Consider the following 22,294-nt stretch of genomic DNA (forward strand, 5'->3'; position numbering starts at 1 on the left):
GCAACGTTCTGCCAGAAGCGGTTGCCTTCGGTGGAAAGCAGGCGGGGCAGCGGCAGGGTCGGATCGGCGGCGAGCGCATGATTGATCGCAGCGCATTGCTGGTCGACGAGGGCGGGCTCACCCTGCGGGCGCATCGCCTTGACGATGACGTCGCCCTCGCCCGTCCGGCCACGGAAGTTGAGATCGTACTCGCCGCCAAAGCGACTCAAATCGCCCACAATGCCAAACTGCGCGCAAACGCCATCCAGCCAACTCTCGGTCATGCTTACTCTCCGGGCCCCATCGGCCGGCATTGATCGATGCGCCGCCATGCGTGCAGCGGCGCAAGCAAGGCTGGACGCTTAGCGTCGCCTGATCAGTTCAACTCGCGGCAGACAGTCTCGCCAGAGCATGACCGTGCAGGCTGCGATCGCCGGCCGCGGCGATCTGGCCCTTCCAGTGCAGATCGATCGGCCTGCCGGCCCAGTCACTCACGACACCGCCCGCGCCCTCGATGATCGCCGCAGTCGCGAAGACGTCATAGGGATCCAGGCCGCCATCGACGGCGAGGTCCGTATTGCCGCGCGCGAGGCAGCCATAGGAGTAGCAGCTGCCGCCATACTGGGTGAAGGCGACCGTCCGGTCGAGGCGCCCGACGGCCGCGCGCTCCGCATCGGTGAGGAAGCGCGGGTTGGAGCTCGTCAGGAAGGCCCGCTCCAGGCCGTCGCAGGGCTTGCAGCGCACGGGCTTGCCGTTGTGGTCGGCCGAGACGCCGGCGATGCCGGACATGCGTTCCCGCGTCGCCGGCAGATCCATGACGCCGAGCCAGGGTCGGGCGGCGCGCGCAATGCCGATCAGGATGCCATAGACCGGAATGCCGGCGATGAAGGCGGCGGTGCCGTCGATCGGATCGATGACCCAGACGAATTCGCGGTCGAGGCCATAGGAGCCGAACTCCTCGCCGAGGATGCCGTGATCCGGATAGGCGGCCTCGATGCGTTCGCGCAGGCGCTTCTCGATGGCTCGGTCGGTCGCGGTGACGAAGCTCTGGTCGGCCTTGTAGTCGATCGTATGAGTCGCCTGCACGGCTTCGGCAACGATGGCGCGGCCTTCATCGGCAAGCCGGCCGGCGAAGGCCAGGAGTTCGGTGGCGATGGCGTCGGTCATGTCGGTCACTCAGTGCGAGAGGATCTGGCCGAGGAACTGGCGGGCGCGCTCGCTTCTCGGCTTGGAAAAGAAGTCATGGGGCGTGGCGGTCTCGACGATCTCGCCGGCATCCATGAAGACGATGCGGTCGGCCACCGAGCGGGCAAAGCCCATCTCATGGGTGACGCAGACCATGGTCATGCCGTCGCGCGCGAGATCGGTCATCACGTCCAGAACCTCCGAGATCATCTCGGGGTCGAGCGCCGAGGTCGGCTCGTCGAAGAGCATGATCTGCGGGTTCATGCAGAGCGCGCGGGCGATGGCGACGCGCTGCTGCTGGCCTCCCGAAAGCTGGATCGGGTATTTGTCGGCCTGGTCTGCGATGCGGACGCGCTTGAGATAGCCCATGGCGGTCTCGCGGGCCGTCTCCTTGTCCTTCCGGCGGACGAGGCGTTGGGCCAGCATCAGATTCTTCACCACGGTCAGATGCGGGAAGAGGTTGAAGCTCTGGAACACCATGCCGACCTCGCGGCGCACGGCGACGGCGCTGCGTTCGTCCGTCAGCGCGGTGCCGTTGACGGTGATGCGACCGCTGTCATGGCTCTCCAGCCCGTTGATGCAGCGGATCATCGTCGATTTGCCGGAACCGGAGGGGCCGCAGACGACGAGCTTCTCGCCCTTGGCGACGTCGAGGCTGACCTCCTTCAGCGCCCGGAAGCTGCCGAAATTCTTGGACACCTTGTCCAGCGTGATCTGCGCGGGCGATGTCATGCCGAGGCATCCCTCTTCACATAGCGGCTGGCATAGGCTTCCAGATGGCCGAAGCAGAACTGGAAGAACCAGGCCATGACCAGGTAGATCAGCGCCGCCGCGATGAAGATCTCGAACGGCGCGAAGGTCTTGGAGACGATGGTGCGTGCGACGCCGGTGATCTCCATCAGCGTCACGGTGCTGGCGAGCGCGGTCGCCTTCATCATCGAAATGAATTCGTTGCTGTAGGCCGGCAGCGCCAGGCGCACGGCGATCGGCGTGGTGATGTAGACGAAGCGCTGGCGCGGCGAGAGGCCGAGCGCGCGGGCGGCCTCGTTGACGCCCTTGTCGACGCCGAGCACGCCGCCCCGCAGGATCTCGGAGATATAGGCCGAGCTGTTGAGCGTGAGCGCAAGGACGCAGCAGCCGAAAGGCTGGCGCAACAGCGGCCAGAAGATGCTTTCCCGCACCGCCTCGAACTGCGGCAGGCCGTGATAGATGATGAAGAGCTGCACCAGGATCGGCGTGCCGCGCAGGAAGTAGATATAGGCCTTCGCCGGCCAGGTCAGATACCAGCGCCCGCAGATGCGCAGGAGCAGGATGACGATGGCGAGCATCAGCCCGAAGAACATCGACAGGAAGAGCAGCTTGAGAGTCAGGCCGATGCCGGCGGCGATCTGCGGCAGGCTCGACAGGATCAGGGCGACATCGAAGCTCATCGCGCCGCCTCCATATGGCGGTTCGCGTAGCGCTCCAGCGCCCAGACGATCAGGGTGATGGCCGTCGTGATGGCGAGGTAGATCGCGGCGACCGTCATGTACATCAGGAAGGGCTTGTGCGTGACGGAGGTGGCCATCTCGCCGACGAACACGATCTCTTCGAGGCCGATGACCGAGATCAGGGCCGTATCCTTCATCACCGACAGCATGTGGTTTCCGAAGTTCGGCAAGGCGAGGCGCCACATCTGCGGCATCCGCACGTAGAAGAAGGTCTGGCTCCTGGTCAGGCCGAGGGCCAAGGCGGCCTCGACCTGGCCGTGCGGGACGCCGAGAAAGGCGCCGCGGAAGGTCTCGGTCATGTAGGAGCCGACGATCAGGCCGATCGCGAGCGCGCCGGCCCAGAAGGGCGGCATGTCGACGAATTTGATCTGCGGATCATAGAGATGGGCGAGCTTGGTCAATACGACGGCGATGCCGAAGTAGAACAGCAGCAACACGACCAGTTCGGGCGTGCCACGGAAGACCACCGTATAGGCCTTCGCCAGCGTCCGCGCGAGGCGGCTGCGCGACAGCTTGGCGCTCGAGCCGACCAGGCCGAAGATCACCGCCAGGATGAGAGCGGCCACGAAAACCCTCAGAACCGTCAGGGTCCCGAAGAAGAAATCATCCCACCAGCCGGAAAGCGCGGCCATTATCCCTCCCCTTCATCCGGAAACGAGCCGGCATTGCCGGCCCGTTGAGCCCGTTGGCGTCAGTTACTGGCCGACGCCCTTCCAATTGTCCGGGCTGATGGAGAAGGGGAAATATTTGCGGCTGTACTTCTCGAGCGAGCCATTCGCGATCAACGTCTTCAGCGCGCCGTCGATCCGGTTCTTCAGTTCGTCCTGGCCCTTGCTGATGCCGATACCGACGCCGATGCCGAAGAATTCGCGCTCGTCGATGGCGGGCGAAACGAACTCGAACTTGGCACCTTGATCGGTGGAGAGAAAGTCGAGATAGGCCTTCATCGGATTGGTGATGGCGATGTCGACGCGGCCGTTGCGCAGGTCGAGCAGCATGGCCTGGGCGCCGTCATAGAGCTGGATGGTGGCGCCCGGCAGCTTGGCTTCGATCCATTTCGCGTAGGTCGAGGCGCGTTCGACGCCGACCATAAGCCCCTTGAAGGCGGCCGGGTTTGGCTTTCCGGCCTCGTCGAAGAGCTTGAGGTTCTTGCCCTTGGGACCGAGGAAACGGCCGATGGAGACGCGGTAGGGGATGGAGAAATCCATCTTCTGCAGGCGTTCGTCGGTGATCGACATCGACGCGACGATGATGTCGAACTTGTTGGCGAGCAGAGCCGGAACCATGCCGTCCCATTGCTGGCAGACATACTGCAGATCGACTTTGATCAGCTCGGCGACGCCTTTGGCAACGTCGACGTCATAGCCGGCCATCTGGCCGCCGGGCGTGCGGTAGTTGAACGGTGCGTAGGTGCATTCCATGCCGACCCGAAGCGTCTCCGCCTGGGCCGTCACTGCGTTGAGCGTGCCGAGGGCCATGAACGCCGCCGACAGAAGCCAGTTTTTGATCGCCATGCCGCTTCCCCTTCTCGGAATTGTCTTTTCATCTCGATCGTCAGACGGGTTGCGTCTCCTGCGCGCCCTCATCTAGCCGGCGCAGTTTCGACCGATCGAAGAGGGGATGTTATCCCCCTGAGGGAGGATGGTGCGGGGCCAGCGAGGCTGCGTAGGTTTCGGGCAAAGCGATCCGTTGCCTGGGGAGGCCGATCTTGAAATTCGTGCGCATGCCGATTGAAATCGAAGCACCGGAACAGCTCGGTTACGAGACGATCCGGCGCAATCTCTCGGAAAGTTCAGTCGCCGACCGGCGGTTGGGCGATCTCAACGTCAACCTCAACGACGTGCTTCTCTGCTATGGCGACCACAAGGGCAGCATCGACCTGCGCGACACGGTGGCCGGCCTTGGCACGGACCTCGGGGCCGAGGATGTGCTGATTACGGCTGGCGCTTCGGCGGCGCTCTTCATCGTCGCGACATCGCTGCTCGACGCCGATCAGCACCTCGTCGTGGTGCGCCCCAACTACGCCACCAATATCGAGACGCCACGGGCGATCGGCTGCGACATCAGCTTCATCGATCTCGATTTCGAGGCCGGCTTTCGCCTCGATCTCGATAAGATCGATGCCGCCATTCGGCCGAATACCCGATATGTTTCCGTCACCTACCCGCATAATCCGAGCGGCGTGATGATCAGCGAGGCGGAGCTTCGCGCGCTGGTCGCCCTGGTCGAGCGCAAGGGCTGCCTGCTGCTCTTCGACGAGACCTATCGCGAGATGACCTTCGGACCCGTTCTGCCCGTGGCGGCGTCGCTGAGCCCGCGCGTGATCAGCGTCTCGTCACTGTCGAAGACCTACGGCATTCCCGGCATCCGCATCGGCTGGCTGATCTGCAAGGACCCCGTCCTTATGCAGACCTTCCTGGCTGCGAAGGAGCAGATCGGCATCTCCGGCAGCATGATCGACGAATATGTCGGCTATGTCGCCCTCACCCAGCGCCAGGATTGGCTCGGACCGAACAACCGCCTGATCCGGCAAGGATTCGAGATCGTCCGCGACTGGATCGCGCGCGACGAATTCATGGAATGGGTCGAGCCCGAGGGCGGTTGCGTCTGCCTGCCGCGCATCAGGCCCGATGTGAAGATCGACCTGCCGGCCTTCTACCAGCGGCTCTACAGCGTTCATGGCACCTATGTCGGCGCGGGGCACTGGTTCGAGATGCCCGACAATTATTTCCGCATCGGCTTCGGCTGGCCGACGCTGCCCCAGCTTTCGGAAGGGCTGGACGGGATTTCGGCCTCGATCCGCGAAACCTTGCGGTAAGCCGGCGGCGCTGAGCGCCGGCCCCGCCGGGAGGGCTCCGATCAACCAGACTCCGCTTGGCGCGGAGCCTGGTCACTGCCGACCAACGCTGTTCCCCTCTGCTTCTGCAGGGACATCAGGAACAGCGAGAACAGCTCCTGCTGCGTCGAAAGGCCGAGCTTGGCATAGAGGTTCTGACGGTGCGTCTTCACCGTCGTGACGGAAATGCCGAGGTTGCGGCTGATCGACTCGCTCGAATGCCCCTTCAGAATCATATGCGCGACATTGCATTCGCGCGGGCTGAGCTGGCCCTTGCCGAAATCGCCGAGCAAGGCGTCGAAGGAGGTCCAGCGCGCCTCGGATTTGCTGTCCTTGCCGCAATGCTGCCAGATGCGCCGGTAGATCGCGCTGACCAGCGGCTCGATGGCACAGAGCGTGTCGCAATCGGTGTCGGAGAAGCCGCCGAGGCTGACGCGCCGATAGAAACTGATCTCGGCGAGCTCGTTCTTCGGCAGCTCGATGGCGATGACCACCTCCTCCATGCCGGCCGGCCAGCCATAGGTACGATAGCCCAGCTCTTCGTCGGCCTGTTGCTGGACCTTGAACTGCCGATAGTGATCGGAGCTGAAATAGGCGTCGGGAGCGAGATCGCGCAGGCGATAGACACCGGCCTTCAGGCCGCCGAGATAGGCGTTGTAGACGGGATTCAGGAGGTAGGTGCCCTCGATGTAGAGCTCGAGCGCCCGCTTGCCCGTCCGGTCCGGGAATGTGTCGGCGACATAAACCGGCGCCGCGTCGCGCCGATAGACCACCGACATCGCGAATTTGAACGGCACGACGTGGTTGATGGCGTCGAGCAGGAGATAGGGGGCGTCGGAACGGTCGCAGCGATCGATCGCCTTCGCAGCGCTCGCGTTGAACGCCGCGACCTTTTCCGCCAGATGATTCAACGCGACATACCCCCGTTCCGGTGCGCCGCCCGCCGCTTCAGGCTAGCATGCGGGCATCCGCCCCAACAATCTCGGCGATGGCGGCGAGCGTCCGCTCGATCTCCTCGGCCGTGTTGTAATGAGCGATGCCGAGCCGCACCACGCCCTCATCCTCGTCGAGCCCGAGCAGGCGGGCCGGCTCAAGCGCGAAATTATGGCCCGACCAGGCATAGATCTCGCGCTCGGCCAGGGCCTTGGCGAACACATGGGTCGAGATCGTGTCGTGGGTGAAGGAAATCGTCGGCACGCGATGGGCGAATGCCGCGGGGTCCGATATGCCCATGATGGTGATGCCGGGCAGCCCCCGGAGCCCGCTGATCAGGCGATGCATCAGCCGATTCTCATAGGCCTCGAAGCTGCGATAGCCCCCGAGGAGCTTGTCACGGCGTGAGCCGCCGTGGCCGGTGATGTCTCCGAGCCAGGCGAGATAGTCGACCGTCGCGGCCAAGCCCGCCAGCAACTCCGTCTGCGGCGTGCCGGTCTCGAAGCGTTCCGGCAGGGCGTCGCTGGCGCAGCGCACCTTGTAGGGTTCGAGCTGCGTCAGCAGCGGTTCGCGCCCCCAGACCATGCCGAGATGCGGGCCGAAGAACTTGTAGGACGAGCAGGCGAGCATGTCGCAGCCGAGCGTTGCGACGTCGGGCAAGCGGTGTGGGACGAGCTGCACGGCATCGACATAGACGAGCGCTCCGGCCTTCCGCGCCATGGCACTCAGGGTCGCGACATCGTTGACCGATCCGGTCATGTTGCTGGCGAAGTTGAGCGCGAGCAGGCGCGTGCTGCTGCTCAGCAGCGGGGCGAGGTCCGCCGGCTCGATGCGCCAGGTCTCGCGGTTGAACGGCAGCCACTTCACGGTCAGGCCGAGGTCGCGCGCGAGCAACAGCCAGGGCGAGACATTGCCCTCATGCTCCATGCGGGTGAGGATAATCTCGTCACCCGGGGCGAACAGGCGGCCGATCGAGCGCGACAGATGCAGAGTTAGCGTCGTCATGTTCTGGCCGATGACGATTTCGCGTTCGCTGGCGGCGCCGAGCAGATCGGCGACAGCGCGGTGAGCCGCCAGCCAGATCGCGTCAGCCCGCTTCGAGCCGGCGAAGGAGCCACCGAGATTGCTGCTCGCTTCCGCCATCGCCCCGGCGACGGCATCGATGACGGGCTGCGGCACCAGCGTTCCGGCCGGGTTGTCGAGATAGATCGGCGGGCGGGATGTCTGCGACAGCGCCGGAAAGCGTGCACGCACGGTCTCGACGGGGAAAGTCTGGGGCAGCGCTTGGGAGTTCATTCGATCGCCTCGGACGAGATCTGGAAACCGCATCGGCCTTCGCCATGCTCCTTCCAGCTAGTCCGATCGCGAGGCGGCTGACCATCATCCCCGGGGGGGAGGTCCATGGTGAAGCACCCCGAGCCGCCTTCGGGCCAGATCCAGAGTGCTGGCAGGATCGTCATGACTGCGGACGGCAGCATCGCATGCGCGGCCAGGTCGAGGCGTCGACGATATCGAGCGCCAGCAGGAGCTGGTTGACCGCTCGGTTCCGCCCCGGAAGGATCATCCAGGCGAAGGTCCGAAACTCGTCCAGAACGGCAGGAGGACCCAGATGACCAGCGCGTTGCGGCTTTGGGGTGCGGCGTTGGCGAGGTCCGGTATCGCGTGTTTGCTGCCGACACGAGAATCGGCTTCCCAGAAGCTTCCTTTTTCTTAGAATGTGTAAAATATTGATTTAATTGATATTTTTCCTCGCCCTGCTATTTTGGCCGGGTTACGAGGATATGATGGTTCCCAATCCGCTTCCGCTTCAGCGTCCCACCCCGGCGACGCCGCTTCAGCTCTTCTCCGATAACCTGGCCCTGTCCGCCGGGGCATTCCCGGTGACCTCGGGCGAGCGCATCATCGGGCCGATGCGGCGCGGCCTCAAGATCGCGGTGATGCTCGACGGCCGCCAGTCCCTCGAACTCGACGATCGGCCGCCGCTGACGATCGAGGGCCCGGCCTTGCTGATCGCGGCAAATACCGGCGAGCACGTCCAGCAGCGCACGGGCATCACCGGCGGCTCGCTGCGCTGCGCGCTGATGCAGCTCGAGCTTAATTTCGTCGAGCAGGAATTTTCGGTGCCGATGAAGCGCCTGTTCGCTCTGGCCGGCTGCGTCGATGCCGGCATCTGGGTGCGCCCGGCCGGAACGGTGCTGCGCGCCCTCGCCCAACAGATGGCCGATTGCCCGGTCGCGGAACCGCTGCGGCCACTCTATCTCGGCGGCAAGGCGCTGGAGCTGGCGGCGCATGCGCTCGACGAGTTGCTCGGCCCGCCGGCCCAGCGCACGCGGCGCCTGCCCGGCCGGACGCGCGAGCAGGTGCATCTGGCGCGCGATCTGCTGCTGGCCGCGATGCGCGAACCGCCGAGCCTCGCCGAGCTGGCGCGCGCCAGCGGCCTCAATCCGACGAAGCTGACCGCCGCCTTCCGCAGCGAATTCGGCGCCAGCGTCTTCGGTTACCTGCAGGAGCAGCGGCTTCAGCATGCGCATGCATTGATCGCGAGCGGCGAGGCAAGCGTCGCCGAAGCGGCCTTCCGGGTCGGCTATACGCCGGCGCATTTTTCCGGGCTGTTTCGCCGCCGCTTCGGCTTGCAACCGAGCGCATTGCGATAGTCGTGCAATGCCGGAATTCGGCCGGCTCTTTGCATTCGAGCCATTCGAAACTGCCCCGAAAGAAATACTGCCGCGAGCGAAAGTCGAACGCATTGCGAGCACGTGCCGGTTCTTGAAAGAAACGCGGTCGGTGGGCCGCGATCCGGCGGCGGGCAAGGATTTGATCATGACAGGAGTTCCGGTCCGGGCGCGTGCAGCGCTGATGTTCGGCGTCGCGGCCGCTGCGATGACGATCGCGGACGGCGCCAGCGCGCAGCAGCAGCAGGGCGGCACGGTCAGCCTCGACACCATCGAGGTGCAGGGCGAGCGCGCCTCCGGCCCGGTCGACGGCTATATCGCGCGGCGCAGCGACACGGCGACGAAGACCGACACCCCTCTGATCGAGACTCCGCAGGCCGTCAGCATCGTCACCCGCGACCAGATGGACGACCAGGCCGCGACCACCGTCAGCCAGGCCCTGCGCTATACGCCCGGTGTTCTCGGCGAAACCCGGCTCTCCTCCGGCGGCCGCTATGACAGCGTCTTCATCCGCGGCTTCGGCGGCGCCGGCACCGGTGCTGGCTTCGTCAACTATCTCGACGGGCTGCGCTATCAGCGCGGCGTCAACTTCCTGGTTCCGAGCTACGAGCCCTGGGGGCTCGAGCGCATCGAGGTTCTGCGCGGCCCGTCTTCTGTCATTTTCGGGCAGGTAAAGCCCGGCGGCCTCGTCAACCTCGTCTCGAAGCGCCCGCTCGACGTGCCCCATGGCGAGATCCAGTTCCGGTACGGCACCGATCAGCGTGCGGAGATGGCCTTCGATGTCGGCGGCCCCATCGACCCGGCCAAGACCTGGCTTTATCGCGTCGTCGGCCTGGGACGGGCCGCGGACACCCAGGTCGACTACACCCGGGACGAGCGCATCTTCATCGCTCCCTCCGTGACCTACCGCCCGAACGGCGCCACCAGTTTTACCCTGCTCACCTCGTTCCAGCGCGACCCCGAAACCGGCTTCTACGGCTTCATCCCGGCGATCGGCACGGTGTTGCCGAGCAAGGCCGGCCGCATCCGCAGCGAGTTCTTCCCCGGCGAGCCGAACTTCGAAGGCTACAGCCGCAACCAGCTCAATATCGGTTACACCTTCGAGCACCGCTTCAACGACGTCTTCAGCTTCCGCCAGAACGTTCGCTATTCCGATCTCGAATCACGTTTCCGGACAGTGGCGGTCGGCGGCATCGCAGCGGACCAGAAGACGTTGACGCGCCGCGTCACCATGTCGAACGAGAAGGCGCGCACCGCGGGCGTCGACAACCAGCTCCAGGCCGACTTCCGCACCGGCCCGCTGACGCACACGCTGCTGCTCGGGGCTGACGGCTACTGGACGGATGGCAATGCCTGGACAGGCGCCGGCGGCACGGCCCAGAACCTCGACTTCACCAACCCGGTCTATGGCCGCACGCCCTTCGCCCTGCCGGCACTCGCCGGCACCGACCAGACGACGCAGCAATACGGCCTCTACATCCAGGACCAGATCAAGCTCGACCGGCTGTCGCTTCTGGTCGGCGGCCGCTTCGATCGCGCCATGGCGCGCACCCGCGCGCTGAGCACCGGCGTCCTGACGAAGCAGGATGACGATGCCCGCACCGGCCGCATCGCCCTGATGTACAATTTCGACAATGGCCTTGCGCCCTATGTCAGCTACTCGACCTCCTTCGAGCCGCAGGCGGGCACGACCTTCGCCGGCGCGCCCTTCAGGCCGACGGAAGGGGAGCAGTATGAAGCCGGCCTCAAATACGAGCCGCCGGGCAGCAACATCCTGCTGCAGGGCTCGGTCTACCAGCTCACCCAGAGCAACGTGCTGACGACCGACACCGCCCATGTTGGCTTCTCGGTCCAGACCGGCGAGGTGCGCGCCCGGGGCGTCGAGCTCGAGGCCCGCGCCCGCCTGTTCGAGGATCTCGACCTCGTCGCTGCCTATACCTACACCGATGCCGAGGTGACGAAGAGCAGCGGCGTCGATCTCGGCAAGCGGCCTCCGGTGGTGCCGCGCAACATGGCCGCGCTCTGGGCTCATTACACCTTCAGGACAGGCCTCTTCGCCGGCCTTGGCCTGGGAGCGGGCGTGCGCTATGTCGGCGGCGGAGCCGGCGATCCCGGCAACACCTTCTGGACCGACGCCTACACGCTGGTCGATGCCGCGATCAGCTACGAGTTCGGGCTCGCGAACCCCGCGCTCAAGGGCTGGAAGCTGCAGGTGAACGCGCAGAACCTCTTCGACAAGGAGTATGTCTCCGGCTGCTACGCCGCCGTGCAGTGCTCCTTCGGCCTGCGCCGGACCGTGCTGGCGACGCTGTCCTACAAATGGTGAGGGTCTCGCGTGCCTTTCGACGATAATCGGCTTGCCCGGGCGGAACTCGCGCCATTCGCATTGGCGCAGACCGGAACCTTCGACCTGACCTCGCGAGACGGCTCCCCCTATCGCATCCTGGTCGCGTGGCCGGATGCGCCGCCGCCGGCCGCGGGCTATCCCACGATCGTGCTGGTCGACGGGCAGGCCCTGTTCGCCACGGCTGTCACAGCGGCGCGGTTGCAGGCCATCCGCACCGACGTGACCGGTATCGAGCCGGCCGTGATCGTCGGTATCGGCTATCCGGGCGAGGCTCCCTTCGATGCCGAGCGCCGGCAGCGCGATCTGCTGCCGGTCGAAGGCGGCGCCGACCGCTTCCTGGCGACCATCGTCGATGAGATTTTGCCGGCAGTGGCCGAACACATTGCGGTCCTCGATCCGAACCGCCGCACGCTCGTCGGCCATTCCTATGGCGGCCTGTTCGCGCTTCAGACGCTGTTCACGCGCCCCGGCCTGTTCGGCGCCCACGTCGCCGGCAGCCCGTCGATCTGGTGGAACGAGCGGGCGATCCTGCTGGCGGAAGAGCGCTTTCGCTCCGGCACCGGCTGTGCCGGCCGGCTGATGATCGCGGTCGGCGGGGCGGAACAGAACGAAACGGGCAACGACGATCCGCGCCGGCGCGAGCGGCGGGCCATGGCGCGCATGCGCGACAACGCCGCGGAAATGGCGGCGCGCCTCTCCGCCTCCGGGCGGGTAGCGAGCTCGTTCGTCGAATGGCCCGGCGAGAACCATGTCTCGGTGATCCCGGCCATGCTCTCACGGGCCGTCGGCTTCGCACTCGCCGCACCGGGCTCCTCCGGACGGAGGGCGGCATGAGCTTCGCGCTTTCCCGCCGCTCGCTGATGCTCGGCGCCATTGCTGCGCCGGCGCTGATCCACCCCGCCCGCGCGCAGGCCGTCACTGCGACCGACGTGCTTGGCCGCACCATCACGCTCAAGGCACCGGCCAAGCGCATCGTCCTTGGGCAGGGCCGGCAGATCAATGCGCTGGGCCTGATCCATCCGGACCCGGTCAGCATCCTCGCGGGCTGGGGCAGCGACTATCGCCGCCAGAGCCCGGACACCTTCGCACGCTATCAGGCACGCTTTCCCGCCATCGAAGCCCTGCCGCTGGTCGGCGACGGCGCGACGCAGGGCGGTTTCTCCTTCGAGCAGGCGATCACGCTGGCGCCCGACCTGATGGTGCTGAGCCGCTCGCTCGCCGGCACCCGGCGCGGACCGGGCGACCTGGTCGAGCGCTTCGAGGCCGCCGGCATTCCCGTCGCAGTGATCGACTTCTTCCTCGATCCGCTCAAGGACACCGTGCCGAGTCTCAGATTGCTCGGCACGCTGATCGGGCAGGAGAAGCGCAGCGAACAGCTGATCTCCTTCTATCAAGGGCGGCTGCGCATGATCGCAGAGCGCATCAAAGGTGCGCCGGTTCCCGACGTCTTCATCCACGCCCATGCCGGCGGCATCGAATGCTGCATGTCGCCGGGCCGCGGCACGCTCGACGATTTCATCACCGCCGCCGGCGGCCGCAATATCGCGACCGCGCTCGTGCCCGGCGCGACCGGGCAGATCAGCCTCGAACAGCTCCTCGTCTCCGATCCGCAGTTTTACGTCGCGACGGGCGGGACGCATCTGGCGAAGCAGGGCGGGCTGGTGCTCGGCCTCGGCGTCGACCCTGCCACAGCGCAGGAGAGCTTCCGGCGCCTGCTCGCGAGCCCCGGCATCGCGACGCTCAAGGCGGTGTCCGAACGCCGCGCCTACGGGCTCTGGCATCTGTTCAACGACACACCGCTGCATGTCGTCGCAATCGAGCGATTGGCCAAATGGCTGCACCCCGCCCGCTTTGCCGACATCGACCCGGCCGCGACGATGGCCGAGGCCGCCGCCTTCTCGGCGATCCCGCTCGACGGCACGCTCTGGATCGAGCCTTGAGCCATCCAGCCGCCGCCCCCTCATTCCGCACCTGATGGAGACCGCGATGCTCGCAACCCGCGCCCGGATCGCCCTGGCCGATCCTCTTGCGGTCCTGACGCCGCTCTGCGCCCATCTGGTCGAACACGACGCGACCGTCGAAGCCGGCCCCGAGGCGACGCGCATCACGTTGGAAGGCGCCACGGCCACGCTGAAGCCGCATGCCGGCGAGCTGGAGGTCATGGTCGAGGCGCCCGGCCTCGCAGCGTTGCGCGCCCTGCGCTCCGCCATCGCCAGCCACGTCATCGCGTTCGCGCAGAACCAGGCCCGGCCGGAAATCCGCTGGAGTGGCGACGGCACAGGTCCCTCGCTCGCGCCCGATTTCCGCATCCTCGCGGTGACGGCGGTCGAAACGCTGACGCCGCATATGCGCCGCATCCATTTTGCCGGCGAAGCGCTTGATCGCTTCGATTCGCTCGGAGCGTTGCATGTCCGGCTGTTCATCCCGCCATCCGGGCTCGCCGAGCCGGTCTGGCCGATGCTGGGCGAAGACGGTCTGCCCATCGCCCTGCCGTCGGAGCAGCGCCCTGCGATCCGCAAGTACACGATCCGCGCCATCGACCCCGCGGCCGGCACGCTCGCAATCGATTTCGTGCTCCATGACGATGCAGGGCCGGGCTCGACCTTCGCGGCAAAAGCCAGACCGGGCGACCGCATCGGCATGGCCGGCCCCGGTGGACGCGGACTGCGCAAGGCACAGCGCCATATCTTTCTCGCAGACGAGACCGGCCTGCCGGCCGTGGGCCGAATGCTCGCCGCCCTCCCCGCCGATGCCACTGGCCTCGCCATTGTCGAAGTCGCTGGTGCCGCGGAGGAACAGGCCTTGGCCAGGCCCGCCGGCATGGCCCTGCGTTGGTTGCACCGCGGGGCCCAGACTGGCTCCCGTCTCGCCGAGGCTTTCGAGGAACTGTCCTGGCCCGTCGATGGCCCCGACGTCTATCTCTGGGCGGCGGCGGAGCACGCGACCTTCCTGCGCCTCCGCGCCGGCGCACGCACGCGGTTGCGGCCCGATCGGGACCGGCATCTCGTCGTCAGCTACTGGCGCGCCGGCATGGCCGAGGAGCAGCACGCTGCGGAAAAGCGAACGGCGGCCGATTCCGGGAAAGTGACAGCCCCTTCTTAAGTAATCGACCGGCGGATGGAGGTTTTCTGGCTTCGAAGCTCAAGAAAACACCTGATCGCGCTACCGAAATCCAAGGCGATGCGAGGCGCTCCCGACCTGCGGAAGCGGTCCAATCCGCTGCTCGCTCTCGGCGTAGCCTGTGCCCGAGATCGCGCAGCCTCCGGCGCGGGCAGGGGGTGGTCACGGCCCTACTGCCCTACAATATCGGCGTGGTCGCGGTCCTCGTCATGGCCTGGCTGGGGTTGAGGCCGGTCGGCGTCGCATTATGGCCAGTGTTGGCTCACGCCGGGCTAGCGATCTCGTGCATCGCCGGCCTGCTGATGCGTACCTGGTTCTGTGAGTGGAGTTCGTTCGAACGTCTTGTGCTGGACCGAGAACGGGTCCGCCGATACGCTGCTCATAACGTCAGCACAGGCACCGAATTTCTCCAGCGGGGCGCCCCACAGAATGCGGGGATCGCAATCGAGTTGATGTCGGCAATGGGACAGATCGCGAGCAGGCGACGGTGGTGGATCGTTCTGACAGGTGTGCTCGTCGGCTACCTGCTGCTTGCCTATCTGATACTGCCCCTCCTGTGGCGTCACCATGAACATGAGCCGGGCCTCGCCTCCTTGGCCATGGTGACACGCACCGCAAGCGGTATCCCAGGCGACGCGCTTAATGTCGGGTTCGTCGGCAGCAAGGATGATGCCCTCCGCGCCATGCATGCGGCAGGCTGGTATCCGGCAGACCCGATTACGTTGCGGACGAGCATCGAGATTGTCGGCAGCGTGGTACTCGACCGGCCCTATCATGAGGCGCCTGTCAGTCCGCTGTACTACGATGGAAGAAAAGAACAGCTCGCGTTCGAAAAACCCGAGGGTACGAGTGCGGACCGCCGACACCACGTGCGCTTCTGGATGGTCCTTGAGAAGGGGAATGGCGGGCGGCCGGTCTGGCTCGGCTCAGTCACTTTCGACCGGGGCGTCGGCTTCAGTCATGACACCGGTCAGGTGACGCACCACATTGCACCCGACATCGACGCCGAGCGCGATATGCTGATGCGTGACCTCGGCAAGGCCGGCATGGTCCAGGACTTCTTCCAGATTTCCGGAGTGGGCCCAACCTTGTTCGGCCGGAATGGGGAAGGCGATCCCTACTATACCGATGGGGAGATCCATATCGCCACTCTGGTGATCGATGGCACCAGGCGAGTCGAGCCGCCTGTGACGATTCCCGCGCCCCCGCTCATAACGCTCAAGGATCAGATCTGGCACGGCGTCAGCGATGCAATCGCAGATTGAGCTCGGCCTTCGGGTCGAGAGCCGATCTCAGTTCGTGGATGCGCGCCCGGATCAAGCTTTTCAGGTGGTCTTGTTCAGATCAGCCTGATCGAGACGTCTATGTTTCCACGTGTGGCCTTGGAGTACGGGCAAATCTGATGCGCCTCATCGACCAAGGACTGAGCGACCTGCCGGTCCACGCCGGGGATGCCAACATTGAGGCGTGCGGTCAGAGAATAGCCGTCCTCGTTCGAAAAATTCAGGTCGACCTCGGCGTCGAGCGTGACGTCACCCTCGATCTTGATGCGCTTTTTCTGGGCGACGATTGCGATCGCGCTTTCGAAGCAGGCCGACCACCCGGCCGCGAATAATTGCTCGGGATTCGTGCCCGTCCCGGGTGTGCCTGGCGTGGAAAGCCTGACGTCGAGGTGTCCGTCGGAGCTTCGCGCGACGCCGGCCTCGCGCCCGCCGCTGGTGTGGGTCCGGGCGGTGTAAAGGACCTTGGAATTGTTCATGATGCACTCCTCGTTTGGGGTTGGAATGAGCCATGCGCGGCCTGTCGTCAGGCACTTTCGATCCTGCTTCTGCGATATCCATGATCGCGTCGGCGAAGGCTTCCCGAGGCGTTCATGCGAGAACTCTTCGCTCGGCGCATTGCGATGATGCCGGTGCCCGATTGAACGGTGAGGGAAGCGGGCCGGGCTCTAAAGATCCGCACCTCGCCGGCAGCCCTGCTCGGGCCTAATGAGCGACGGCTTCGGCAGTCGCAACCGACAGAGCGGCGAGGATCTCCCTCGTCGTCACGATGGCGCTGGCGTAGTTGGGCATGTTGATCTCCAGTGCGGCGTGCATCATCTCGTCGGAGTAGTCGGCGACAGCGTCTTTGACGACCGTCACGTCGTAGCCAAGTTCGGCGGCGAAGCGGACTGTCGCCTCGATGCAGGTGTGGGCGACCAGCCCGATCACGATGAGCCGGTGAATGCCGTGCCTCTTCAGTTCCAGATCGAGGTCCGTGTTGGCAAAGCCGCTGGAACACCAGTGCTCGGATGCGACAACCTCGCCCGACGCCGGAAGGAACTCGGCTTTGAACTCGCCGCCCCAGGTGCCGTATTCGAAGCTTTTGCGCTGCCAGGCGAGACGTTGGACGGGGGCGATATATTTCCAGTTCTCGTAGTCACCGGGACGATAACGGTGGTGCATGGCGAAGAACACCCGAAGCTTCGCTTCGCGCGCGGCCTTCAGGATCTGCTCCATATGCGGGACACAGTTGTTCGCCTCGGCCACAGCCTTGATACGTGGCCAGATCTTGCCGCCTTCGGAAATGAAGTCGTTGTATGGATCCACCACTAGGAGACCGGTGATGTTCGGGTCGTAGGATAGATCCGTCATGGCACTCTCCCCTCGCGGCGGCCACCGCCCTGGATCATCAGTCGTTCTCGAGCGCAGCGCGTTCGATGCTGGCTGCGAACAAAGGCGTCTCGCCCTTGTTGTGCGCGATGGACATCGGCTGGCGCTGCGTGCGGAAGATGTCGAAGGGGATCCCTTGCCGGTCCAGGAAGGCCAGCATTTCGGCGGTCGCGAACGACTGCACGCGATTGGTGAACTCGCACCGCTCCTTGTCGATCGCCTTGACGCTCAACTCCCAGGTCACATGGATGCTGGTTCGGCCGGTAGGCGTAAAGACGTCGGACTCGGAGTCGAGGATGAGATGGTCCTTGTCGCCACGGGTTTCGACGTAGTGCTGGACCATCAGGCTGCCACCGATCGTCTCGACATTGATCGACATGCGCCTGCCATCCGGCGCCGTCGTGAAACCAGCGGCGATGTGAGCCGGCGAGCATCCCTGATAGTCCTTCTCCGGAAGTGAGAAGCACCATGTCGGAAGGTCGATTTTCTCGATCGGCGCATTGATGATTGCTGAAAAGCTGGAATCGACGATCTGGTTGTCGCTCATGGTCTTTCTCCTTCGCGAGATGGGGGCGCATGCGTAGGAATGGCGGCGCGGATCGAACGCGCGGCTGCAGCCGTCAATTTGATTTGCGAAGCGGCCTGAAAGCGGTCCGCAGGTCGGCGGTCAGCAGCATTGGTTGCTCCCAGGCTGCAAAGTGACCACCCTTGTTGGGTCGGTTGTAGAAAATGAGGTTGGCATAGGCTTTTTCCGCCCAGCTTTTCGGCGCCTGGTAGATCTCGTCCGGAAAGGCACTGACCGCGACTGGAATCTTGATGCCACGCGGATCGAAGAAGCCGCCGCTGGGAAAATGCGCGTTGTCCCAATAGAGGCGCGCCGACGAGATCGCGGTGTTCGTCAGCCAGTAGAGCGTGATGTTGTCGAGCACATCTTCGGGGGTCAGTCCCTCTTTTTGGCCATCGAAGGAACGAGCGATCATCTGGTAGCTGCGGATGTCGTGGTCGAGCATCCAGGCGGCGAGGCCGATCGGCGAATCCACGATGCCGTAGAGAGTCTGCGGCCGGTTGTTCATCTCGATCGCATAACCCAACCCGTTCTTGTTGAAATCGTCGAGCTGGTCCCAGGCCCGCTTCTCGTCAGGCGACAACTCAGCCGGCGCCGGTCCTCCTGCGGCAAGAGCCTTGGAGATCTCGGCTGGCACGGTGGCCGCCATGTTGGTGTGGATGCCTACCAGTCCCGGCGGTTCCTGCACCGCCATCAGTTCAGTGATGGCATTGCCCCAATCGCCACCCTGGGCGACATATTTCGTGTAGCCGAGGCGCTGCATCAGCACGGCCCAGGCCTTGGCGATGCGAGGTGGATTCCAGCCCGGCTCCCGCGGTTTGCCAGAAAATCCATAGCCCGGCAGCGAGGGAATCACGACATGGAACGCATCGGACGCGCTGCCGCCGTGGGCCGTCGGATTGGTCAGGGGCTCGATGATCTTGAGCTGCTCGATGATCGAGCCCGGCCACCCGTGCGTGATGATGATCGGAAGCGCATTATCGTGCCTCGACCGGACATGGATGAAGTGGATGTCGAGACCGTCTACCTCGGTGATGAACTGCGGCAGAGCGTTGAGCCGAGCCTCCACCCGGCGCCAGTCGTAGTCATGCGCCCAATATGCGGCGAGCTTGCGGGCGGTTGCCAGCTGCACGCCCTGCGTGTCGCCCGCAACCGTCTCCCGATCGGGCCAGCGCGTCGCAGCAACGCGCCGACGCAGGTCGGCAAGCTGCGCCTCCTCAAACTTCACGTGAAATGGACGAATAGCGTCGCGTGCCGGCGCTGCGGAGAGAGGCGACGGCAGCAGGCCCGCCGAGCCGACGGCCGCAATTCCCATCGCGGCCCCCAGAACCATGCGGCGGTCCTGATCGATCTTGCCGATTGAATCCTCAGACATGGCCCGCTCCTCGGTTGGGAAATGCCACCTGCACCCTGGTGCTGCCCGGACACTGCCGGAGAAGGCCGCGCCTGGCTCGTTATGGCTTGTGAGGAACTATTAGGTCTTCGGAGTGGGGGCCGATCTTCCGCCGCGCGGCGACTAACGAAGAGCACTTGCCATCCGGCCGTATCCGGCTCCTAGTTTCTCCGGCCAAAATTTGGCCGGGCGATCGCCCTAACCACGCCAGAGCAAGCGCCGACGCGAAAGATGACGCCATGGCAAGCGCGGTGAGCGGAGACAGCGCGGGATTTCTCTTCGGTCCGTTCAGGCTGTCCGTCAGCGAAAGGTTGCTCACCAAACACGGCGTGCCCGTCAGAATGGGCGGGCGTCCTCTGGACCTGCTGATTGCGCTCGTGGCGCGGCCCAACGAGATCGTCAGCAAGAAGGAACTGATGGCTGAGGTCTGGCCTGACGCGCGCGTCGAGGAAGGCAGCCTGCGGTTTCACATGACAGGCCTGCGCAGGGTGCTCGGAGACGGCCAGCACGGTGCACGCTACATCACCACTGTTCCGGGCCGAGGTTACTGCTTCGTCGCTCCTGTTACAGGCAGGCCCGTTGACCGTAACGGCGTGAAGGCCCGCCCACTGCATTTCTCACACGCCAACCTGCCGCCGCGTCTCGGGCGGATGATCGGCCGGGATGCCGATGTTCTTGAACTGACCGAGCAACTGGCGGAGTGCCGTTTCGTCACCATCGTCGGCCCCGGCGGCGTCGGCAAAACCACTGTGGCGATTGCCACGGCCCATCGGGTGGCGGAGAGCTTCGCAGAACATGTGCTGTTCGTAGACTTCGGCGTCATCAGCGATCCCAGATTGGCTGCGACGTCTGTAGCGTCCCTGCTGGGCCTGCCGGTGCAGGCCGAGGACCCGACGCAGGACCTCATCCGATTTCTGAAAGACAAGCGTCTCCTGCTGGTCCTCGATACGTGCGAACATCTCGTCGAAGCGATAGCCGCGATGGTGGCGGCCATTCTGGAGGCCGCGCCGCAGCTGCAAATTCTCGCAACAAGCCGAGAGGCTCTGCGCGTCGGGGGCGAGCGCGTCTACAGGCTGGACGCGTTGGCCTGTCCGCCCGAGGCGCCGAGGCTTGCGGTCAGCGATATGCAGCAGTTTCCAGCGACGCAACTTTTCCTCGAGCGCGCAGCGGCGAGCGGCGCGCGCCTCGACGTGGGAGATTTGGAGGTCGCAATCGTCTGTCACATCTGCCGCAAGCTCGATGGTGTCGCGCTTGCCATCGAGCTTGCGGCCAGACGTGTCGAGACGTACGGGCTCGAGCAGACGGCGGCCCTGCTGGAGCAGCGGCTGACGCTCCTCTGGCACGGACTGCGCACCGCCCCGCCGCGCCAGCAGACGCTGCAGGCGACGCTCGACTGGAGTTATGGCCTCCTCTCCGACCTGGAGCGCGCAGTGCTGCGCCGGCTCGCGGTCTTCGTTGGGCATTTCACGCTTGATGCGGCGTTGGAAGTGGTGACGAACGATACGCTCGACACGGCCGCAGTCTTTGCGGCGATCGACAGCCTCGTCGAAAAGTCGATGGTCGCCACGCGCCCCCTTGGCGCGATGATGCGTTACCGTCTGCTCGATACGACACGCTCTTATGCGATTAATCTCACCACGGACAAAGCAGAGCGGACGGAGTTGGCCGCTCGCCACGCCTCGTATTACCGGAGGTGGCTGGAGCAGAACGGAAGCGAGTGGTCGTCGCTATCGACGGGGGTGGAGCGGGCACCGCACTACGCCGCCCTCAACAATGTGCACGCGGCACTGGAATGGTGCTTCACCGATAACGGGGATGCGCAAGTCGGGATTGGACTTGCCGCCGCCGCAGCTCCGGTTTTCCGCGCGATGGGCCTGCTGCCCGAATGCCATCGTTGGACCGAACGGGCGCTGCGGGCCCTCGACGAGACAAACCGGGGCAGCGGCGAGGAAATGCAGCTGCAGGCCTCATTCGGCGTGTCCCTGATGTTCACGCGTGGACACGACGAGGCAACACTTGCGGCGCTGGAGAGAAGCTTCGAGATCGCCGAAACGCGCGCGGACCACCTCAACGCGGTGCGCCTGCTGGGGCCACTGTTCATCTATCATCTGCGAAGCGGGGAGTATGGAAACTGCATGCGATGCGCCGAGCGCTGTTCGGATATCGCGGGCACGCTGGATGATGCCGTCGCGACCTCACTTGCCCATACTCTGCTCGGCCTCACCTTCAGCGTCACGGGTCGGCTTGCCGATGCGCGCTCGGAGCTAAAATCCGCTCTCGAACCTCAAAACCCGGCAACCAGCCGGCAAATTCATTTCGGCTTCGACTACTATAGCTGGGCCGAAATCGGCTGGGTGACTACGCTCTGGATGCAAGGCTATCCCGCACAGGCGCGTAAAGCCGTAGAACAAGCCTTCAGGGAAGCAGAAGCGATCCGTCATCCGATTGCATTCGGGATCGTACTGAACGCCGTCGCGGCACTCTTGTGGCTCGGCGACCTCGATCTTGCGGAGGAACATCTGAACTCGTTTATTTCGCGCGCAGAAACGCACGCATTTGAGCCGTATCTTCACATGGGCAATGCGTTCAAGGCCGAACTCGTGATCCGGCGTGGCGATGTCGAAGCGGGCGTGGCGATGCTGCGAAAGCATATCGAGAAGCTTCATGAGGCGCGCTTCGAACTCTTCACGACACGCTTCCAGATCGTCCTCGCCTCGGGGCTCAAGGTAGCCGGTCGCCATGCTGACGCTTGGAGGCTTGTGGAGGAAACGGAACGGATGATCGAAGTGAAGGGCTGCAAATCCTACCTTCCCGAACTTCTGCGCCTGAAAGGCAGCATTCTCGCCGCGGCTCCCGAATTGAGCCACACGGAGGCGGAGGCTTACTTCGCGCGGTCCCTGGAACTATCCCGGACCCAGGGAACGAGAGCGTGGGAGGTCCGAGCCGCGACCGACCTTGCATCCCACTGGGACCGGCAGGGTCGCGCGGCTGAAGCCCATGCGCTCCTGCGACCAGTCGTCGAGCAGTTCACGGACGGCGGCGATACTCCAGACCTGACCGCGGCTGCCAAAGTACTCGCAAGGTTGGAGTAGCGGGCTCGTTCAGGTCTTCACGAACTCCGGA

19 protein-coding genes and 1 pseudogene are annotated in these 22,294 nt (G+C 64.9%); 8 read left to right on the top strand and 12 right to left on the bottom strand.

The window, feature by feature from the left end:
* From AC1DIN_RS15585 to AC1DIN_RS15610, 6 genes and pseudogenes are all read right to left on the bottom strand, one after another.
* Positions 1–263 (bottom strand): annotated as a pseudogene (locus AC1DIN_RS15585) (hypothetical protein); the annotation flags it as partial.
* 97 nt (positions 264–360) lie between these two features.
* Entirely contained in the window at positions 361–1,146 is a 786-nt protein-coding gene (locus AC1DIN_RS15590; RefSeq protein ID WP_476810431.1) for an inositol monophosphatase family protein, read from the bottom strand.
* Positions 1,147–1,155: 9 nt separating this feature from the next.
* Positions 1,156–1,896, bottom strand: a complete 741-nt coding sequence (locus AC1DIN_RS15595; protein ID WP_476810432.1) for an amino acid ABC transporter ATP-binding protein — start codon at positions 1,894–1,896, stop codon at positions 1,156–1,158.
* Positions 1,893–2,594 carry an ABC transporter permease gene (locus tag AC1DIN_RS15600; RefSeq protein ID WP_476810433.1) on the bottom strand — a complete coding sequence of 234 codons (702 nt, stop codon included), beginning with the start codon at positions 2,592–2,594 and terminating at the stop codon, positions 1,893–1,895. The genes AC1DIN_RS15595 and AC1DIN_RS15600 overlap by 4 nt, the downstream gene beginning before the upstream one ends.
* Complete coding sequence (locus AC1DIN_RS15605) at positions 2,591–3,286, bottom strand: ABC transporter permease (protein WP_476810434.1); 696 nt, start codon at positions 3,284–3,286, stop codon at positions 2,591–2,593. Before AC1DIN_RS15605 ends, AC1DIN_RS15600 begins: the two co-directional genes overlap by 4 nt.
* A 63-nt stretch (positions 3,287–3,349) precedes the next feature.
* Positions 3,350–4,168: a transporter substrate-binding domain-containing protein gene (locus AC1DIN_RS15610; RefSeq protein WP_476810435.1), complete on the bottom strand. Its 819-nt coding sequence runs from the start codon at positions 4,166–4,168 to the stop codon at positions 3,350–3,352.
* Positions 4,169–4,371: 203 nt separating this feature from the next.
* Here AC1DIN_RS15610 and AC1DIN_RS15615 point away from each other — a divergent pair, with 203 nt between their 5' ends.
* Positions 4,372–5,472, top strand: coding sequence for a pyridoxal phosphate-dependent aminotransferase (locus AC1DIN_RS15615; protein WP_476810623.1), 1,101 nt, complete (start codon positions 4,372–4,374; stop codon positions 5,470–5,472).
* A gap of 41 nt (positions 5,473–5,513) precedes the next feature.
* On the opposite strand, the gene AC1DIN_RS15620 is transcribed toward AC1DIN_RS15615, so the two are convergent.
* Together AC1DIN_RS15620 and AC1DIN_RS15625 are read right to left on the bottom strand one after the other, a co-directional pair.
* Positions 5,514–6,401 (bottom strand): helix-turn-helix domain-containing protein, encoded by an 888-nt coding sequence (locus tag AC1DIN_RS15620; protein WP_476810436.1) that lies wholly within the window; start codon positions 6,399–6,401, stop codon positions 5,514–5,516.
* Between the two features lie 37 nt (positions 6,402–6,438).
* Entirely contained in the window at positions 6,439–7,719 is a 1,281-nt protein-coding gene (locus AC1DIN_RS15625; protein WP_476810437.1) for a cysteine desulfurase-like protein, read from the bottom strand.
* A gap of 488 nt (positions 7,720–8,207) precedes the next feature.
* On the opposite strand from AC1DIN_RS15625, the gene AC1DIN_RS15630 reads away from it, so the two are divergent.
* The 6 genes from AC1DIN_RS15630 (at position 8,208) to AC1DIN_RS15655 (ending at position 15,827) form a co-directional block, all read left to right on the top strand.
* Entirely contained in the window at positions 8,208–9,077 is an 870-nt protein-coding gene (locus AC1DIN_RS15630; RefSeq protein ID WP_476810438.1) for a helix-turn-helix transcriptional regulator, read from the top strand.
* A 166-nt stretch (positions 9,078–9,243) separates the two neighbouring features.
* Positions 9,244–11,421: a TonB-dependent siderophore receptor gene (locus tag AC1DIN_RS15635; protein ID WP_476810439.1), complete on the top strand. Its 2,178-nt coding sequence runs from the start codon at positions 9,244–9,246 to the stop codon at positions 11,419–11,421.
* A gap of 9 nt (positions 11,422–11,430) precedes the next feature.
* Positions 11,431–12,276: an alpha/beta hydrolase gene (locus AC1DIN_RS15640; protein WP_476810440.1), complete on the top strand. Its 846-nt coding sequence runs from the start codon at positions 11,431–11,433 to the stop codon at positions 12,274–12,276.
* Complete coding sequence (locus AC1DIN_RS15645) at positions 12,273–13,382, top strand: ABC transporter substrate-binding protein (protein ID WP_476810441.1); 1,110 nt, start codon at positions 12,273–12,275, stop codon at positions 13,380–13,382. Before AC1DIN_RS15640 ends, AC1DIN_RS15645 begins: the two co-directional genes overlap by 4 nt.
* Before the next feature lie 46 nt (positions 13,383–13,428).
* A complete protein-coding gene (locus AC1DIN_RS15650) occupies positions 13,429–14,544 on the top strand; it encodes a DUF2218 domain-containing protein (protein WP_476810442.1) in 1,116 nt (371 codons plus the stop codon).
* A 176-nt stretch (positions 14,545–14,720) separates the two neighbouring features.
* A complete protein-coding gene (locus tag AC1DIN_RS15655) occupies positions 14,721–15,827 on the top strand; it encodes an LssY C-terminal domain-containing protein (RefSeq protein WP_476810443.1) in 1,107 nt (368 codons plus the stop codon).
* A gap of 74 nt (positions 15,828–15,901) precedes the next feature.
* On the opposite strand, the gene AC1DIN_RS15660 is transcribed toward AC1DIN_RS15655, so the two are convergent.
* The 4 genes from AC1DIN_RS15660 to AC1DIN_RS15675 form a co-directional block, all read right to left on the bottom strand.
* Positions 15,902–16,324, bottom strand: a complete 423-nt coding sequence (locus AC1DIN_RS15660; protein WP_441472405.1) for an organic hydroperoxide resistance protein — start codon at positions 16,322–16,324, stop codon at positions 15,902–15,904.
* Positions 16,325–16,547: 223 nt separating this feature from the next.
* A complete protein-coding gene (locus tag AC1DIN_RS15665) occupies positions 16,548–17,195 on the bottom strand; it encodes a cysteine hydrolase family protein (RefSeq protein ID WP_441472205.1) in 648 nt (215 codons plus the stop codon).
* A gap of 37 nt (positions 17,196–17,232) precedes the next feature.
* Positions 17,233–17,760, bottom strand: coding sequence for a hypothetical protein (locus AC1DIN_RS15670; RefSeq protein ID WP_476810444.1), 528 nt, complete (start codon positions 17,758–17,760; stop codon positions 17,233–17,235).
* Between the two features lie 73 nt (positions 17,761–17,833).
* On the bottom strand, positions 17,834–19,111 hold the full coding sequence (locus AC1DIN_RS15675) for an epoxide hydrolase family protein (protein WP_476810445.1): 1,278 nt from the start codon (positions 19,109–19,111) through the stop codon (positions 17,834–17,836).
* 299 nt (positions 19,112–19,410) lie between these two features.
* Here AC1DIN_RS15675 and AC1DIN_RS15680 point away from each other — a divergent pair, with 299 nt between their 5' ends.
* Positions 19,411–22,263: an ATP-binding protein gene (locus tag AC1DIN_RS15680; protein ID WP_476810446.1), complete on the top strand. Its 2,853-nt coding sequence runs from the start codon at positions 19,411–19,413 to the stop codon at positions 22,261–22,263.
* Positions 22,264–22,294: the final 31 nt, after the last annotated feature.

The organism is Allobosea sp. 05T438, from assembly GCF_056396025.1.

Coding starts and splice junctions, on each gene's coding strand:
- AC1DIN_RS15680 (WP_476810446.1), top strand. CDS start 19,411: ATGGCAAGCGCGGTGAGCGGAGACAGCGCGGGATTTCTCTTCGGTCCG.
- AC1DIN_RS15595 (WP_476810432.1), bottom strand. CDS start 1,896: ATGACATCGCCCGCGCAGATCACGCTGGACAAGGTGTCCAAGAATTTC.
- AC1DIN_RS15600 (WP_476810433.1), bottom strand. CDS start 2,594: ATGAGCTTCGATGTCGCCCTGATCCTGTCGAGCCTGCCGCAGATCGCC.
- AC1DIN_RS15625 (WP_476810437.1), bottom strand. CDS start 7,719: ATGAACTCCCAAGCGCTGCCCCAGACTTTCCCCGTCGAGACCGTGCGT.
- AC1DIN_RS15635 (WP_476810439.1), top strand. CDS start 9,244: ATGACAGGAGTTCCGGTCCGGGCGCGTGCAGCGCTGATGTTCGGCGTC.
- AC1DIN_RS15675 (WP_476810445.1), bottom strand. CDS start 19,111: ATGGTTCTGGGGGCCGCGATGGGAATTGCGGCCGTCGGCTCGGCGGGC.
- AC1DIN_RS15590 (WP_476810431.1), bottom strand. CDS start 1,146: ATGACCGACGCCATCGCCACCGAACTCCTGGCCTTCGCCGGCCGGCTT.
- AC1DIN_RS15665 (WP_441472205.1), bottom strand. CDS start 17,195: ATGACGGATCTATCCTACGACCCGAACATCACCGGTCTCCTAGTGGTG.
- AC1DIN_RS15630 (WP_476810438.1), top strand. CDS start 8,208: ATGGTTCCCAATCCGCTTCCGCTTCAGCGTCCCACCCCGGCGACGCCG.
- AC1DIN_RS15610 (WP_476810435.1), bottom strand. CDS start 4,168: ATGGCGATCAAAAACTGGCTTCTGTCGGCGGCGTTCATGGCCCTCGGC.
- AC1DIN_RS15670 (WP_476810444.1), bottom strand. CDS start 17,760: ATGAGCGACAACCAGATCGTCGATTCCAGCTTTTCAGCAATCATCAAT.
- AC1DIN_RS15605 (WP_476810434.1), bottom strand. CDS start 3,286: ATGGCCGCGCTTTCCGGCTGGTGGGATGATTTCTTCTTCGGGACCCTG.
- AC1DIN_RS15645 (WP_476810441.1), top strand. CDS start 12,273: ATGAGCTTCGCGCTTTCCCGCCGCTCGCTGATGCTCGGCGCCATTGCT.
- AC1DIN_RS15650 (WP_476810442.1), top strand. CDS start 13,429: ATGCTCGCAACCCGCGCCCGGATCGCCCTGGCCGATCCTCTTGCGGTC.